Genomic DNA, 14,368 nt, shown 5'->3' with positions numbered 1-14,368 from the left:
GATGCGGTCAATAGACCTTCGTCGCATGCGACGTTTCGCACCGAAGCGCATTGAGCTAAGGGAGCGGGGCGGCTTACGCTGCGCCGCAGCACGCCCCGCACCATGAGCACCTGATGTCCCGTCCCTTCGACCTGACCCTCTATCTCGTCACCGACCCGCGCCTCGTTGCCGAGCGCGGTCTGCTGGCGACCGTGGACGCGGCGGTGAAGGGCGGCGTGACCCTCGTGCAACTGCGCGATCCCGACGCCCACGGCCGCGCCCTGGTGGAGCAGGCCCGCGCGCTCAAGGCGCTGCTCGCGCCGCTGCGCATCCCGCTCATCGTGAATGACCGGGTGGACGTGGCGGTGGCGGCGGATGCCGACGGCGTCCATCTCGGCCAGGACGACATGTCCCCCGCCGACGCCCGCGCCCTTCTGGGGCCGGAGCGCATCCTCGGCCTTTCCGTGGGCAATCCGGCGGAATTCGCGGGCTCCAGCAGCGGCATCGACATCGGCGCCGTGGATTATCTCGGCGTCGGCCCGGTGAAGGCCACCGGCACCAAGACGGATGCCGGCGCCGCCATCGGCGCGGCCGGTGTCACGGCGGTACGGGCGCTCACCCGCCTGCCCATCGTCGGCATCGGCGGCATCGACGGCGCGCTCGCCGGCGAGGTCATCCGTGCCGGGGCGGACGGGGTGGCGGTGGTGTCCGCCATCTGCGCCGCCCCCGATCCCGAACACGCTGCGCGCGCGCTGCTTTCGGCCGTCACGGCCGCGCGCTGACGCTTTCCATCCCGCTTCGGGGCCGCCACGGCTCCGGGGTGGTTCCTGCCTGCGGCGACGCCACGCGCTTCAGGCTTCCTCAAGGAGAACCGACATCATGTCGTCCCCTGCCCTGAAGACCGCCCCCGTCGCGGGCGTCGAGATCACCGGCGCGCTCGGCCCCCGCTTCGACGAAATCCTGACCCCCGAGGCGCTGGCCTTCGTCGCCGACCTGCATCGCGCCTTCAATCCCACCCGCAAGGCCCTTCTCGCCCGTCGCGCCGAGCGGCAGGTGACGTTCGACGCCGGCGAGCTGCCCGACTTCCTGCCCGAGACCAAGGCCGTCCGTGACGGCGACTGGACCATCGCCGACCTGCCCGCCGACCTGCTCGACCGCCGCGTCGAGATCACCGGGCCGGTGGACCGCAAGATGATCGTCAACGCGCTGAACTCCGGCGCCAAGGTGTTCATGGCGGACTTCGAGGATGCCTCCTCCCCGGTGTGGGAGAACATGATCGAGGGCCAGATCAATTTGAAGGATCGCTGGGCCGGCGCCATCGACTTCGTCGACGCCAACAACGGCAAGTCCTACAAGCTCGGCGCGAATCCGGCCGTGCTCATCATCCGCCCGCGTGGCTGGCACCTGCCGGAAGCCCATGTGCTGGTGGACGGCGAGGAAGTCTCCGGATCGCTGTTCGACTTCGGCCTCTACGTCTTCCACAACGCCAAGGCGGCGCTGGCGCAGGGCTCCGGCCCCTATTTCTACCTGCCGAAGACCGAGAGCCATCTCGAGGCCCGGCTGTGGAACGAGGTGTTCGTCGCCGCGCAGACCGCGCTGGGGCTCCCCGTCGGCACCATCAAGGCCACCGTCCTCATCGAGACGCTGCCCGCGGTGTTTGAGATGGACGAGATCCTGTTCGAGATGAAGGACCACATCGCCGGCCTCAATCTCGGCCGCTGGGACTACATCTTCTCTTTCATCAAGCGCCTCGGGAAGAACGACCGCTTCCTCACCCCCGACCGCAGCCGCATGGTGATGAGCGAGGCCTTCCTGAAGGCCTACGGCATCCTCCTCGTGCGCACCTGCCACCGCCGCAACGCTTTCGCCATGGGTGGCATGGCCGCGCAGATCCCGGTGAAGGGCGATGCGGAAGCCAATGCCGCCGCCTTCGCCAAGGTGAAGGCGGACAAGGAGCGCGAGGCCAATTCCGGCTGCGACGGCACCTGGGTGGCCCATCCGGACCTCGTGCCGGTGGCCATGGAGGTGTTCAACCGCCTCATGCCCGGCGCCAACCAGCGCGATGCCAAGCCGAGCGACGTGCCGGTGAGCCGCGATGACCTGCTGGAAGTGCATCAGGGCACCCGCTCGGAAGCCGGCTTGCGCGAGAACATCCGCGTCGGCGTGCAATATATCGAGGCATGGCTGCGCGGCCGTGGCGCGGTGCCGCTCTACAACCTCATGGAGGATGCGGCCACCGCCGAGATCAGCCGCGCGCAGGTGTGGCAATGGATCCACCTCGGCGCGACGCTGGATGACGGCCGGACGGTGACGCCGGAGCTGTTCCGCGCCCTGCTGGACGACGAGATGTCCAACCTGCGCTCGGTGCTCGGCCCGGAAGTCTATGATTCCGGCCGCTTCCCCGAGGCCATCAAGCTGTTTGCCGACATGACGCTGGCCGACAGCTTCGAGGAATTCCTCACCCTTCCGGCCTACCGCCTGATCGCCTGAGGATCAGCCCGCACACGTCATGCCCGGCCGCGCGCCGGGCATGATCCTGGTCTAGAGCAATTCCGGCGAACTCCGGTTCACCGGAATTGCTCTATGTCTCTGAGTCTTCGCATTTTCTTCACGCGAACCGGATCCACTTCGCTTGAAAATGCTCTACCCCAGCTCCAGCGACGTGATGCCGTAGATGCGGGCGAGGGGCAGGTCCGGGGCCGGGCCGCGATACATGCGGGCCGTCTCGAACACCGGAACGAGGCCGGCCGCCGCGGCCATGGCCATGGCCGCCGCATTGGGCTCCGGCACATCGATGAAGACCGCTTCTCCCGCCGCCGTCCGGATGCAGGCGGAGAACAGGGCTCCGGCCGCCTCGACATCGTCCGCGAACAGCGGGCCGATGCGAAAGCCCGTGCGACACCGGCGGACCACCGCGACGCCTTTCACCTGACCATCCGTAACGAAGGCTAGCGCCCGGCCATGAGGCGGGGCGAGCCAGACGGCCAGGAAATCCGGCCGGGCGAAGCCGAAGCAGGCGCGGTCGAGCGCCGCCACCGCGTCTTGGTCCGCCGCCGCGATGTCCACCACCCGCGCATCTTCCGGCCCGGCCGCCGCGACTCCACCGTGGCGCACGTTGCGATTGGCGAGGACGAAGCCGGAGCGCGCATAATTGTGCTGCTGCGCCACCACGCCATCGAGACCCACCGTGCCTTCGAGCCCGGCGAATGCCGCCTGCCAGACCGCGAGGCCGAGCCCGCGTCCGCGCAGGTCCGGCCGGCAGATGTAGAAGCCGACGAAATGGAAGCCGCCCGCATACCGGGTGGCGGAAATGATCGACGCCAGCTCATCGCCGAGGAACAGGCCGAAGAAGGCATCGCGATCCTGCGCGAGGAAGGCGGTGGCATCGGCGAGGCCGGGATTCCAGCCCTCGGCCGCCGCCCAGTCCACGGCGGTGAGCACTTCGGCGGGGGTGAGGGTGCGAATGGTGGGTGTGGTCATCGTCACTCCGGGTCCACCGGCAGCGGCGGGGGCAGGTCGCGGGCGACGGTTTCGAGGAAGCCGGCGAGGTCTTCCGTGACGTGGTTCACATAGGCGTCCTCGCGGCCCTCGAACTCCCAGCCCTCGCGCGCCGAAACCGTCTGGCCGGGGGGCACCACCAGCACCGTCACCATGCCGAGGCGGTGGGGCACCTCCAGATTGCGGGCGAGGTCCTCGAACATGGCGGCGCGGGTCGCCTCCACCCCATGGGCGCGCAGGAAGCGCTCATAAGCTTCCTCGGTGGGCTTGGGGTGGAATTCGGCGGCCACGATGTCATGGACGGCGGTGAAATGCGCGTCCATGCCGAGCTTTTCCAGCACGTTGCGGGCATGGCGCTCGGAGCCGTTGGTGTAGACCAGCTTCTGTCCCGGCAGCGCCTCGATGGCGGCGGCGAGGCGGGGGGAGGCGTCGAGCGTGGTCAGGTCCACGTCGTGCACATGGGCGAGGAAGGCCGCCGGCTCCACCCCGTGCTCGATCATCAGCCCGCGCAGGGAGGTGCCGTAGCGGCGGTAATAGTCCTTCTGGATGCGGAACGCCTCCTCGGGCGCGATGCCGAGGAGGTCCGAGATGTACGCCTTCATCCGGGCGTCGATCTGGCCCCAGAGATCGTGCTGGGCGGGATAAAGGGTGTTGTCGAGGTCGAACACCCAGGTGTCCACGGCCTCGAAAGCCGACGATGCAAGCGCCGCGGGGGAAGGGGAGATCATCGCCGGACCATGCCTCAGAACGGGCCGCGGGAATAGATGTCGGAGAGCATCCCCTCGATGGCGCGGATGCGGGTCTGGTAGGCGTTGGAGATGCAGGCCGCGTCGCCCTTGCAGGTCGCGCGCTCCACCAGCCAGGCGCGCTGGTCGTCCTGGATCATGCCGCGCTGGCCCATGCCCACCAGCTTGGTGATGACGCCATAAAGCGTCGCCATCTTCACGTCGAGCTGGGCGAGATCGCAGCTCTTGCAGATGGCCACCTCATCCGGCGCGCTGACACCGGCGCAGCTGAAGCTGGCGGCGGAGGCAGGGACGGTCAGTGCGGTGGCGAGCGCGGCGGCAAGGAAAGCGGACTTCAGGCGCATGACGGTTCTCCCGAAAACGACGAATCAGTCGGCGGCGGGGCGGATGGTGTCGCCCACCTGAACCCGGCCGGAGCGCACCACCTTGGCATAGATGCCGCAGTCGGCGTGGCCGTAGGCGGAGACGAGGCCCTTCACCACATTGAGGTCGCGGACGGCGGTCGCGGGGTTCACATTCACCGCCGCGCAGCGCTCGGTCCGCTTGAGGATGGCGATGCGCGCGGTGCCCACATCGAGCCGCGCGCCGGACAGCTCCAGCTCCGCGCCCGCCGGCCAGCCCTCCAGATGCAGGTTCATGCGGAAGCGGCGGGGGTCCAGCTCCGCCCCCATCCGCGCGCCGAGATCGCGCACGCTCGCGCGGTTGAGCAGAGAGAGGAAGCCCGAGCGCAGCGAATCGGTGAAGCGGAAGCCCTCCGGCGCGGTGAGCAGCTTCAGGGGCCCGCGCGCCTCCTCGCCCATATAGAAGGTGAGGAAGGCCTCCACCTCCACCCGGCCCTCGGGTGTCGAGAGGTTTGCGGCCACCACCTCGTGGCCGTCGAGGGAAAGCGTGAGCGTGCCCGTGGCTTCGTCATAGCGGGAGGCGAGGGCGGCGAGGCGGGCGTCCCGCATCAGCATCAGGAAGGCGGTCTTCTGCCGGTAGGACGGCGCGGCGGGATCGAAGCCGCTGGGGCCGTTCTCCACTGCATAGAGCCGGTCATTGGGGAAGAAGGCGCCGGCGGTCAGCTCCACGGCGTCCAGCGCCTCGGGCGTGAGCCCCTTCACCGGATGGCGGTAGAGCGCGGTGATGGTGGCGGGCGGCAGCGCGGCCGCCGGAACTGGGGCGGCGGAGGTGGCGGACGGCACGGGCATGCGGGGCGCTCCTTCGGGTCCGGAGGCCTCGGCGTCCCATGCCGCGCCTGCTTGGTCAAGGGCGGGAAAATTTCGCCTGGATCAAGGCGATGGCGGCGCGCCGGACCTAGCCTCCCTGGAGCGGAGGGCGGTGGCGGCGCGGTTCGGCCCGGCCGGCTCGAAATCGTTCCGTCACCCCCTTCCGTTGCCGCGGGGCCACACCCACATGAGGCACGGCGCAGGTTTGTTCCGCCTGTGCGACGGTAGCCGGGGATGCCGGGACCGTGTCCCGCCGTGCCCCTTATGCTTCTTGGAAGGTATCGGGCGCGGGAAGGAGGAGAGACAGATGAATTTTGAGATCTATACCGAACGCGCGCGGGGCTTCGTCCAGTCCGCACAGTCGCTGGCGGTGCGGGAGGGCAACCAGCAGTTCACGCCGGAGCACCTCCTCAAGGTGCTGATGGACGATCCCGAGGGCCTGTGCTCGGGCCTCATCCAGCGCGCGGGCGGCAATCCCACGCTGGTGCGCGCCGAGGTGGAAGCGGCCCTCAAGAAGCTGCCGAAGGTGTCGGGCGGCTCGGGACAGGTGTACGTGTCCCAGCAGCTCGCCAAGGTGTTCGAGACCGCCGAGCAGGCGGCCAAGAAGGCGGGTGACGGCTACGTCACCGTCGAGCGGATGCTGCTTGCCCTCGCCATCGAGAAGGACACCGACGCCGGCAAGCTGCTGGCGAAGGCGGGCGTGACCCCGCAGACCCTGAACGCGGCCATCGAGGCCCTGCGCAAGGGCCGCACCGCGGACACCGCCACCGCCGAGAACGCCTATGAGGCGCTGAAGAAATATGCCCGCGACCTCACCCAGGCCGTGCGGGACGGCAAGCTCGACCCGGTCATCGGCCGCGACGAGGAAATCCGCCGCACCATCCAGGTGCTGGCGCGCCGCACCAAGAACAACCCCGTGCTCATCGGCGAGCCCGGCGTCGGCAAGACCGCCATCGTGGAGGGCCTCGCCCGCCGCATCGTGGATGGCGACGTGCCCGAGAGCCTGAAGGACAAGAGCCTGCTTTCGCTCGACATGGGCTCGCTCATCGCCGGCGCGAAGTATCGCGGCGAGTTCGAGGAGCGTCTGAAGAGCGTGCTGTCCGAGGTCGAGGCGGCCGAGGGCGGCATCATCCTGTTCATCGACGAGATGCACACCCTCGTCGGCGCCGGCAAGACCGACGGCGCCATGGATGCGTCCAACCTCCTGAAGCCCGCCCTTGCCCGCGGCGAGCTGCACTGCGTCGGCGCGACCACGCTGGACGAGTATCGCAAGCATGTGGAGAAGGACGCGGCGCTGGCCCGTCGCTTCCAGCCCGTCTTCGTCTCCGAGCCCACGGTGGAGGATACCGTCTCCATCCTGCGCGGCCTGAAGGAGAAGTACGAGCTGCACCACGGCGTGCGCATCACCGACTCGGCGCTGGTCTCGGCGGCGGTTCTCTCCAACCGCTACATCACCGACCGCTTCCTGCCCGACAAGGCCATCGACCTTGTGGACGAGGCGGCCTCGCGCCTGCGCATGCAGGTGGATTCCAAGCCCGAGGAGCTGGACAGCCTCGACCGCGAGATCATGCGCCGCAAGATCGAGCAGGAGGCCCTGAAGAAGGAGACCGACAGCGCCTCCAAGGACCGCCTGAAGCGCTCCGAGAAGGAGCTGGCGGACCTTGAGGAGAAGGCCTCCGTTCTCACCTCCAAATGGAAGGCCGAGAAGGAGAAACTGGGCGAGGCGACCACCGTCAAGGCCAAGCTCGACCAGGCGCGCGCCGACCTTGCCACCGCGCAGCGGCAGGGCGAATACCAGAAGGCCGGCGAGCTCACCTATTCGGTGATCCCGCAGCTGGAGAAGAAGCTCGCCGACATCGAGAAGGCGGGCAATGCCGGCCAGATGGTGGAAGAGGCGGTGACGCCCAGCCACATTGCCGGCGTCGTCTCCCGCTGGACCGGCGTGCCGGTGGACAAGATGCTCGAGGGCGAGCGCGAGAAGCTGCTGCGCATGGAGCTGGAGCTGGCGAAGCGCGTGGTGGGCCAGTCGGAGGCGGTGGCCGCCGTCTCCACCGCCGTGCGCCGCGCCCGCGCGGGCCTGCAGGACCCGAACCGGCCCATCGGCTCGTTCCTCTTCCTCGGCCCAACGGGCGTCGGCAAGACGGAGCTGACCAAGGCGCTGGCCGAGTTCCTGTTCGACGACGAGACGGCGATGGTGCGCATCGACATGTCGGAATACATGGAGAAGCACTCCGTGAGCCGGCTCATCGGCGCCCCTCCCGGCTATGTGGGCTATGACGAGGGCGGTGCCCTCACCGAAGCCGTGCGGCGCCGGCCCTATCAGGTGGTGCTGTTCGACGAGGTGGAGAAGGCGCATCCGGATGTGTTCAACGTCCTCCTGCAGGTGCTCGACGACGGACGCCTGACGGACGGGCAGGGCCGCACGGTGGACTTCCGCAACGTGCTCATCATCATGACCTCGAACCTCGGCGCCGAATTCCTCGCCGATCCGCGCCAGCCCATGGGCTTCAAGGTGCCGGGCCACGAGGGTGAGCAGGTGGTGTCCGACGAGGAGGCCTACGACATGGTGATGGGGGCCGTGCGGCGTCACTTCCGCCCGGAGTTCATCAACCGGATCGACGAGATCGTCATGTTCCACCGCCTCAAGCGGGACCAGATGGACCACATCGTGGACATCCAGCTGGGCCGGCTGCGCAAGCTCCTGGAGGATCGCAAGATCACCATCGAGCTCTCCCCCGAGGCGCGCAGCTTCCTCGCCGAGAAGGGCTACGACCCGGCCTATGGCGCGCGTCCGCTGAAGCGCACCATCCAGAAGCTGGTGCAGGACCCCCTCGCCGAGAAGATCCTCGGCGGCGAGATCCTCGACGGCGCCAAGGTGACGGTGGGGCTGGATGGCGGGCGCCTCACCTTTGCCAGCGAGGCGGCGAAGGTGGATCAGGCAGCCTGAGGCCCGCCCGACCTGTTCTGAAGACAAGGCCCCCGGCGTCCCGCGCCGGGGGCTTTTTCATGGTGGCGGCTCCGGCAAAGTCCGTGGGCGACGGCGGCGCGCGGCCAAGCTAATCTCGCGCCGGTCCGGGGAGCGGGGGGCTCTTCCGGCGACGGGAAGGCCCATCATGCTGTCCAAGCGTCATTTCCTGAAGATCCTGGCCGCCGGCGGCGTTGCCGGCCCCGCGCTCTCGCTGGTGCCCGGCCTGATGCCCGGCGCGGCGCAGGCGGCGGACCGCCCCGGCTTCTTCAAGGCGCGGGATATCGCCGAGGCGGGCTTCGTCTACGGCCTGCCCATCGTGATGAATTACGGCGTCATGTACGAGTATGCGGTGGACCGGAACTCCGGGCAGTTCAAGGCGCCGTTCAACCAGATGTTCAACGACGCGCAGGTCTTCACCTGGCGCGACACCTCCATCCCCACGCCCAACAGCGACACGCCCTATTCGCTGGCCTGGCTCGACTTGCGGGCCGAGCCCATGGTGATCTCCGTGCCGGCGGTGGACCCCAAGCGCTATTATTCCGTACAGCTGGTGGACGGGAACACCTTCAACTACGGCTATATCGGCAGCCGCGCCACGGGCAGCGCGGCCGGCGACTATCTGGTGGTGGGGCCGGGCTGGAACGGGGAGACGCCGCCCGGCATCCGCAAGGTGTTCCGCGCGTCCACCCAGTTCTCGCTCACCATCTTCCGCACCCAGCTGTTCGACCCCGCGGACATGGACAATGTGAAAAAGGTACAGGCGGGCTATCAGGTGCGCCCGCTCTCCGCCTTCCTCGGGAAGGCCGCGCCGCCCGCCGCGCCGCAGATCGACTTCCCGAAATTCTCCAAGGACCTCGCCCGCACGGAATTCTTCGAGTTCCTGGACTTCGCGCTCCAGTTCGCCCCGGCGCTGCCGGAGGAGAAGGCGATCCGGGAACAGCTCGCCAGCATCGGGGTGGGCGCCGGCAAGACCTTCGAGTTCAAGAGCCTGTCGCTGGAGGACAAGGCGGAGGTGTTGCTGGGCCTCAAGGCCGGCCTCGCCAAGGTGACGGACGCGGTAGCCGCCTTCGGCACGGATGTGAACGGCTGGCGCGTGGGCTCGCCCGCCGGGGACGCCGCCTTCTACAACGGCGACTGGCTGCTGCGCGCGGTGGCGGCGCAGGCCGGCATCTATGGCAATGACGCGGCGGAGGCCACCTACCCCTTGACCCGCCTCGACGCCGAGGGCCAGACCCTCGACGGCTCCAAGGCCAACTACACCCTCACTTTCCCGGCCGACGGCCTGCCGCCGGTGAACGCCTTCTGGTCCGTCACCATGTATGACGGCAAGACGCAGCTCCTCATCAAGAACCCCATCGACCGCTACCTCATCAACTCCCCCATGCTGCCCGGCCTGAAGCGCAACGCCGACGGCTCCCTCACCCTCTACATCCAGAACAAGTCCCCCGGCCCGGACAAGGAGAGCAACTGGCTCCCCGCCCCCGACGGCCCCATCTACATGGTGATGCGCCTCTACTGGCCGAAGGACACCCCGCCGTCGATTTTGCCGGCGGGGAAGGGGACGTGGAAGCCGCCGGGGGTGAGGAAGGGGTGAAGGGGGTGGCGATTGTAGGCGCAATTGCTTCTAGCAATACATTGCCATCTGCTGGCTATGATAATTGCATTTGAGGAACGCAAATGCCGAAGGGAAAGTTTGAATCAACAGGTTATTATGGTGTGGTTGAAGATATAATCGATGCCGATCCCAGAAATTTATACACTAGATCTTTTATGTTAATTGATGCAATTCGATCTGAATACTTTGATCGAGAAGGAGAATTGGCTATCCGCGAGCGCCGCGGACTCGCGCTTGTGCGGGCAATGTCAACGCCTAGGCGTTGGAGGGAGCAGTTCCATTTGGGGGAGGTCGCCAAAGGCGATTGGCTTTCGTTTGAACTCGACGACAGTGGTGGTATTCCCCGTGCGTGGGAATTACGCGCTGAGAATAACTATATTGCAGATCGTCACAGATCGATAAAATCCATGCGACGGATTAGTGGGGTTGGGGCACAACTCCAGAATGGAGACGATGAACTGTCTAAGCGGCTGACTTCAGCAACAAAAATCCCACGAAGGAAAGCGTCCCAAGTTAGTGCAGCGGCCGCGTTACAGAGGTTGGGCTCGCCCGGCCGGATCGAGATTGTCGTGCTGGATGTGGGTCAAGCCTCTGCCGCGTTGATAAAGCGAAACGGTAGGCCGATTGGTTTCTTCGACGTTGGGGCACCCATTTGGTTTAATAAAGGATCTTTCCCTAAGATCAGGCCCCCGTTGTTCGATCGGAGAGGTTTTATCATACTTTCTCACTGGGATTTTGATCATTTCGATCTAGGGCGCCGCCACGATCCCTATCGAAATTTCTATTGGTTTGCCCCCGATCAGCCCGTCGGTCCGAATACAGCTAATTTTCAGTTTGAATTAGGCCGCAGGCTCAAATTTATCGATGGGTCCGCGACAATCGGCGGCTTCAGCCTTTCGCGCGGCATGTCGACAAATCCAAATGACCGTAACGGAACAGGATACCAACTTCGTTATGAGGAGAGTGCACGAGCTGTAATTCTCACAGGCGATACCCCCTATGACCTGATCCAGACCAAAATGCTCGATAATGTCAGCGCTCTTACGATGCCCCATCACGCCGGGCGTTCAGATGCTTTGCCTCCGAGACCTGATCAGTCTGGGCCGGCGATCGCATCCTATGGAAACCCAAACTTTTATCGCCATCCAAACGCAGAAACACTTGATCTTCACAAAAATCAAGGGTGGAGGATCGAGACTACAGCCGCGACATCAACTTCTTTGCGCGGAGATCGAACATTGTTCCCATGATCACATGTCTAACTTAAATATAGAATTGTCTCTTCTATTTTGTCGAGTCCAGAAACTATCGTATTTCTATTTGATCAGCCAGCGGCCGGCTCGATTTTACGGTTCGGAATCGAATGCGGAGCCCCGATAGCGAGTTGTACGTTCGGCCACCCCCATGCCCATCCCCCTCGACCTCCAGCACGCCACCGAAGCGTTCGACCGCTTCCTCGCCGATGCGCGGGATACGGCGGGGCTCGGCACGCGCAATCAGGCCTACACCATGGTGGATGGGGTGCTGCGCGTGTTCCGGCGGCGGCTGTCGGTGGAGGAGGCGATCCGCTTTGCCGGGGTGCTGCCGCCGGTGCTGCGGGCCATCTTCGTGGCGGACTGGGACACGGCGGAGCCGCGCCGGCCGTTCGCGGATCGGGCGGCAATGACCGCCGAAGTGCAGGACCTGCGCCGGCACCACAATTTCGCGCCGCAGACCGCCATCGCCGATGTGGCGGCGGCGCTGCGGCGGGCCATGGACAGGGAGAAGCTCGACCGCGTCCTCGCCACCTTGCCGGCGGGCGCGGCTGAATACTGGTCGGCGTGAGGGGGCGCCGCCGGGTGAGGCGCCGCCCCGGCGCTCAATTCCCCCGGGCGGTGGCGAGCAGGGCTTCGGCGCGCTTGACGGCGGCGGCGAGGAAGGGCTGGCCCTGGGCCTCCTTGGCGAAGCAGGCGCGGAAGGCGTTGGAGGCGTCCACGTCGGCCGTGTTCGCCTGCTCCCAGCGCGGATCATCCTCTTTCTTCGACTTCTCCGCGGCGGTGCGCAGCGCCTCCGCCTTGGCGCTCGCCGCCTTCCAGGCCTTGTCGCACACGGGCAGGGACGTGATGCCCAGCTCCACCGCGGCGTTTCCAACGGTGACCCGGCCGTTGGCCACGCGGGTGACGACCACCGCTTCGGGCAGCGTGTTGGAGGGAAGGTCCTGGCTGAACAGGCCCAGCGCCGCCCGCACCGTCTCGCCCTCCGCCGCCCTCACCGGCAGATCGATATAGCGGGAGAAGGCCGCCTCGGCACCGATGGCGAGGGTGTAGAATTCCTCGCTGGCCGTCGCCGCCGCGATCCCCCGGCCGAGGGCCGGGTCCGCGCCCTCCATCTTCGCCCGCGCCGCCAGCCAGTTGGCGAACACCGGCTCGGGTGACACCAACACGTAGGTGGTGGCGTCGGCGTCGGAGAACAGGAGGCCGTCCGGCCCGCCGGATTCGATGCTGCCGTCCAGCAAGGTGGCGGGGGAGAAGCTGGCCGTGAACCCCTTGATGGTGAGCGGGCCGATGAGCCCGCTCATGGTCCGCTCCAGCGTCTTGCGCTCGGCGGCGTCGCGCTTCTCCAGTTTTTCCGGGCTCGCGCCGTCCTTCTCCGCCTTGGCCAGCGCCGCCACGGCCTTGTCGCGGGCGGCGATATAGTCCTCGGCCGGTCCCGCCCCGGCGCCGCCCGCCGGGGCCATGGCGAGGCCCAGAGCAAGCACGAAGGCGGGTCCATTCAGCAGATGCGGCAGGCGTCGCGCGGGGCGGGTCATGTCAGGTCTCCGGTCCGGGGAAGGGTGCGCTCACTGTCCGCGCGCGGTGGCGAGGAAGGCTTCCGCCTTCTTCACGGCGGCGGCGAAGAAGGGCTGGTTCGGCGCCTCCTTCATGAAGCAGGCGCGATAGGCGTTGGAGCCTTCGTCCTGGATCCTGGTGATCTCTTCCCAGCGCGGGTCCTGGTCCTTGTTGTCCTTCTCCACCTGCTTCTGGAGAGCGTCGGCCTTGGTCTTGAAGGGCTGCCAGATGGCATCGCAGGCGGGAATCGGCTTGTCGCCGAGCTTCACCATGGTCACGCCGGCCATGGCCATGCCGCCGCCGATCCGCACGATGGCGACCTCGTTGGGCGCGGTGTTGCCGGAGGGTTCCTCGGTCTGGAGGCCGAGCCAGGCGGTGGCGGTCTCGCCCGGCACGGCGGCCACGGGCAGTTCCACATAGGGCTGGTAGAAGCCGCCGTCGAAGCCGACGGCATTGGTGTAGAATTCGGGCGTCCCCGCCGCCGCCTTCACGCCGGAGGCAAAGGCCTTCGGGGCATCCGGATCCTTGGCGCGGTCGGCGAGCCAGGCGGTGAAGATGCTTTCGGGCACAACCACCAGACGGGTGTCGAAATCCTTGCTGACGAAGGAGAGGCCGCCCAGATCGTGCGCGGGGGTGTTCTCGTCGTAGGTCAGCACGCGCAGCGTATATTCGGGCGAGCCCAGACCCTTGAACTTCATCGGGCCGACGAGGGCCGTCATGCGCTTGCCGAGATCCTTGAGCGCGGCTTCCTCGCGCTTGATCACGGCCTCGTCGCCGCTCTTGCCGGCCTTGGCGGCGGCGAGGGCGGCAGCCGTCGCCTTGTCGCGGGCGGCGACATAGTCGCTGAGCGGGTCGGCGGCGGCGATCGCGGGCAGCGCGGTGGAGAGGATGAGGGCGCAGGCGAGGGAACGAACCGAACCACGGAAGGGGCCGCTCATGGGGGCAGTCCTCTGGGAGAGAAAGGTTTGGCTTTCAACCGGTCGCAGCGGTAGCTGAACCGTTCCCAAGGTCAAGCTTTGTTTGTGGCGAAGTGCGGCCCGGCCGGTGGCACCATTTCGCGGGTCCCGCGGTGTTTTGAAGACGCGCGCCCTTCCCCGCGGATGGCGAGGGAAGGGCGGGCCGTCAGTTGCTGGCGGCGCGGGTCTTGGCGGCGCTGGCGCTGGCGTTCGCCACCTTCGGCGGCACGGGGGCGTGGCTGAGCAGGGCCTCGATGCGCTCCCGCTCCTTCTTGAACTCGGCGAGGAACTTGCCGTCCAGCGCCCGGCCGCGCGGCAGGCGGATACGCATGGGATCGACGAAGTTGCCGTTGATCTTCACTTCGTAGTGCAGATGCGGGCCGGTGGAGAGGCCGGTGTTGCCGAGATAGCCGATGAGCTGGCCCTGGCGCACCGTCACCCCCTCGCGGATGCCGCGGGCGAAGCCCGACTGGTGCGAATAGGTGGTGACGTAGCCGTTGGCGTGCTGGATTTCCGTGTGCTTGCCGTAGCCGGATTTCCAGGTGGCATAGATGATGGTGCCGTTGCCCGCCGCGTAGATCGGCGAGCCGA

13 protein-coding genes (1 of these 13 running past the window's edge) are annotated in these 14,368 nt (G+C 67.0%); 6 read left to right on the top strand and 7 right to left on the bottom strand.

Annotated features, from left to right (window positions below; translation table 11 throughout):
* Positions 1-113: 113 nt before the first annotated feature.
* A complete protein-coding gene (gene thiE, locus J2126_RS11235; RefSeq protein WP_209486859.1) occupies positions 114-761 on the top strand; it encodes a thiamine phosphate synthase in 648 nt (215 codons plus the stop codon).
* 97 nt (positions 762-858) lie between these two features.
* Positions 859-2,469: a malate synthase A gene (gene aceB, locus J2126_RS11230; protein WP_209486857.1), complete on the top strand. Its 1,611-nt coding sequence runs from the start codon at positions 859-861 to the stop codon at positions 2,467-2,469.
* Positions 2,470-2,622: 153 nt separating this feature from the next.
* On the opposite strand, the gene J2126_RS11225 is transcribed toward aceB, so the two are convergent.
* From J2126_RS11225 to J2126_RS11210, 4 genes are read right to left on the bottom strand one after another with little or no spacing between them, the layout of a single operon-like run.
* Positions 2,623-3,459, bottom strand: a complete 837-nt coding sequence (locus J2126_RS11225; protein ID WP_209486855.1) for a GNAT family N-acetyltransferase — start codon at positions 3,457-3,459, stop codon at positions 2,623-2,625.
* A gap of 2 nt (positions 3,460-3,461) precedes the next feature.
* Positions 3,462-4,205, bottom strand: coding sequence for a pyrimidine 5'-nucleotidase (locus J2126_RS11220; protein WP_209486853.1), 744 nt, complete (start codon positions 4,203-4,205; stop codon positions 3,462-3,464).
* 14 nt (positions 4,206-4,219) lie between these two features.
* Positions 4,220-4,567 carry a lysozyme inhibitor LprI family protein gene (locus J2126_RS11215; protein ID WP_209486851.1) on the bottom strand — a complete coding sequence of 116 codons (348 nt, stop codon included), beginning with the start codon at positions 4,565-4,567 and terminating at the stop codon, positions 4,220-4,222.
* A gap of 24 nt (positions 4,568-4,591) precedes the next feature.
* A complete protein-coding gene (locus J2126_RS11210) occupies positions 4,592-5,413 on the bottom strand; it encodes an MOSC domain-containing protein (protein WP_209486849.1) in 822 nt (273 codons plus the stop codon).
* Between the two features lie 325 nt (positions 5,414-5,738).
* On the opposite strand from J2126_RS11210, the gene clpB reads away from it, so the two are divergent.
* The 4 genes from clpB to J2126_RS11190 all read left to right on the top strand — a co-directional run bounded on the left by clpB (position 5,739) and on the right by J2126_RS11190 (position 11,838).
* On the top strand, positions 5,739-8,378 hold the full coding sequence (gene clpB, locus J2126_RS11205; protein WP_209486847.1) for an ATP-dependent chaperone ClpB: 2,640 nt from the start codon (positions 5,739-5,741) through the stop codon (positions 8,376-8,378).
* 166 nt (positions 8,379-8,544) lie between these two features.
* Positions 8,545-9,993, top strand: coding sequence for a DUF1254 domain-containing protein (locus J2126_RS11200; RefSeq protein ID WP_209486840.1), 1,449 nt, complete (start codon positions 8,545-8,547; stop codon positions 9,991-9,993).
* Positions 9,994-10,076: 83 nt separating this feature from the next.
* Positions 10,077-11,264, top strand: coding sequence for a hypothetical protein (locus J2126_RS11195; RefSeq protein ID WP_209486832.1), 1,188 nt, complete (start codon positions 10,077-10,079; stop codon positions 11,262-11,264).
* Between the two features lie 154 nt (positions 11,265-11,418).
* A complete protein-coding gene (locus tag J2126_RS11190; protein WP_209486830.1) occupies positions 11,419-11,838 on the top strand; it encodes a DUF2267 domain-containing protein in 420 nt (139 codons plus the stop codon).
* 34 nt (positions 11,839-11,872) lie between these two features.
* Here J2126_RS11190 and J2126_RS11185 read toward each other — a convergent pair whose 3' ends face one another.
* The 3 genes from J2126_RS11185 to J2126_RS11175 all read right to left on the bottom strand — a co-directional run.
* Positions 11,873-12,802, bottom strand: coding sequence for a hypothetical protein (locus J2126_RS11185; RefSeq protein WP_209486828.1), 930 nt, complete (start codon positions 12,800-12,802; stop codon positions 11,873-11,875).
* Positions 12,803-12,832: 30 nt separating this feature from the next.
* Positions 12,833-13,759, bottom strand: a complete 927-nt coding sequence (locus J2126_RS11180) for a hypothetical protein (RefSeq protein WP_209486826.1) — start codon at positions 13,757-13,759, stop codon at positions 12,833-12,835.
* A 184-nt stretch (positions 13,760-13,943) separates the two neighbouring features.
* Positions 13,944-14,368, bottom strand: the end of a protein-coding gene (locus J2126_RS11175) for a peptidoglycan DD-metalloendopeptidase family protein (RefSeq protein ID WP_209486824.1). Its footprint extends 1,648 nt past the window's final position; only the last 425 of its 2,073 coding nucleotides appear in the window; the start codon falls outside the window, past its right edge; it ends in the stop codon at positions 13,944-13,946.

It is taken from the genome of Xanthobacter flavus (assembly GCF_017875275.1).
Lineage (GTDB): Bacteria > Pseudomonadota > Alphaproteobacteria > Rhizobiales > Xanthobacteraceae > Xanthobacter > Xanthobacter flavus_A.
The sequence above is the reverse complement of the archived record's forward strand: the minus strand, read 5'-3'. Positions and strand labels throughout refer to the sequence as shown.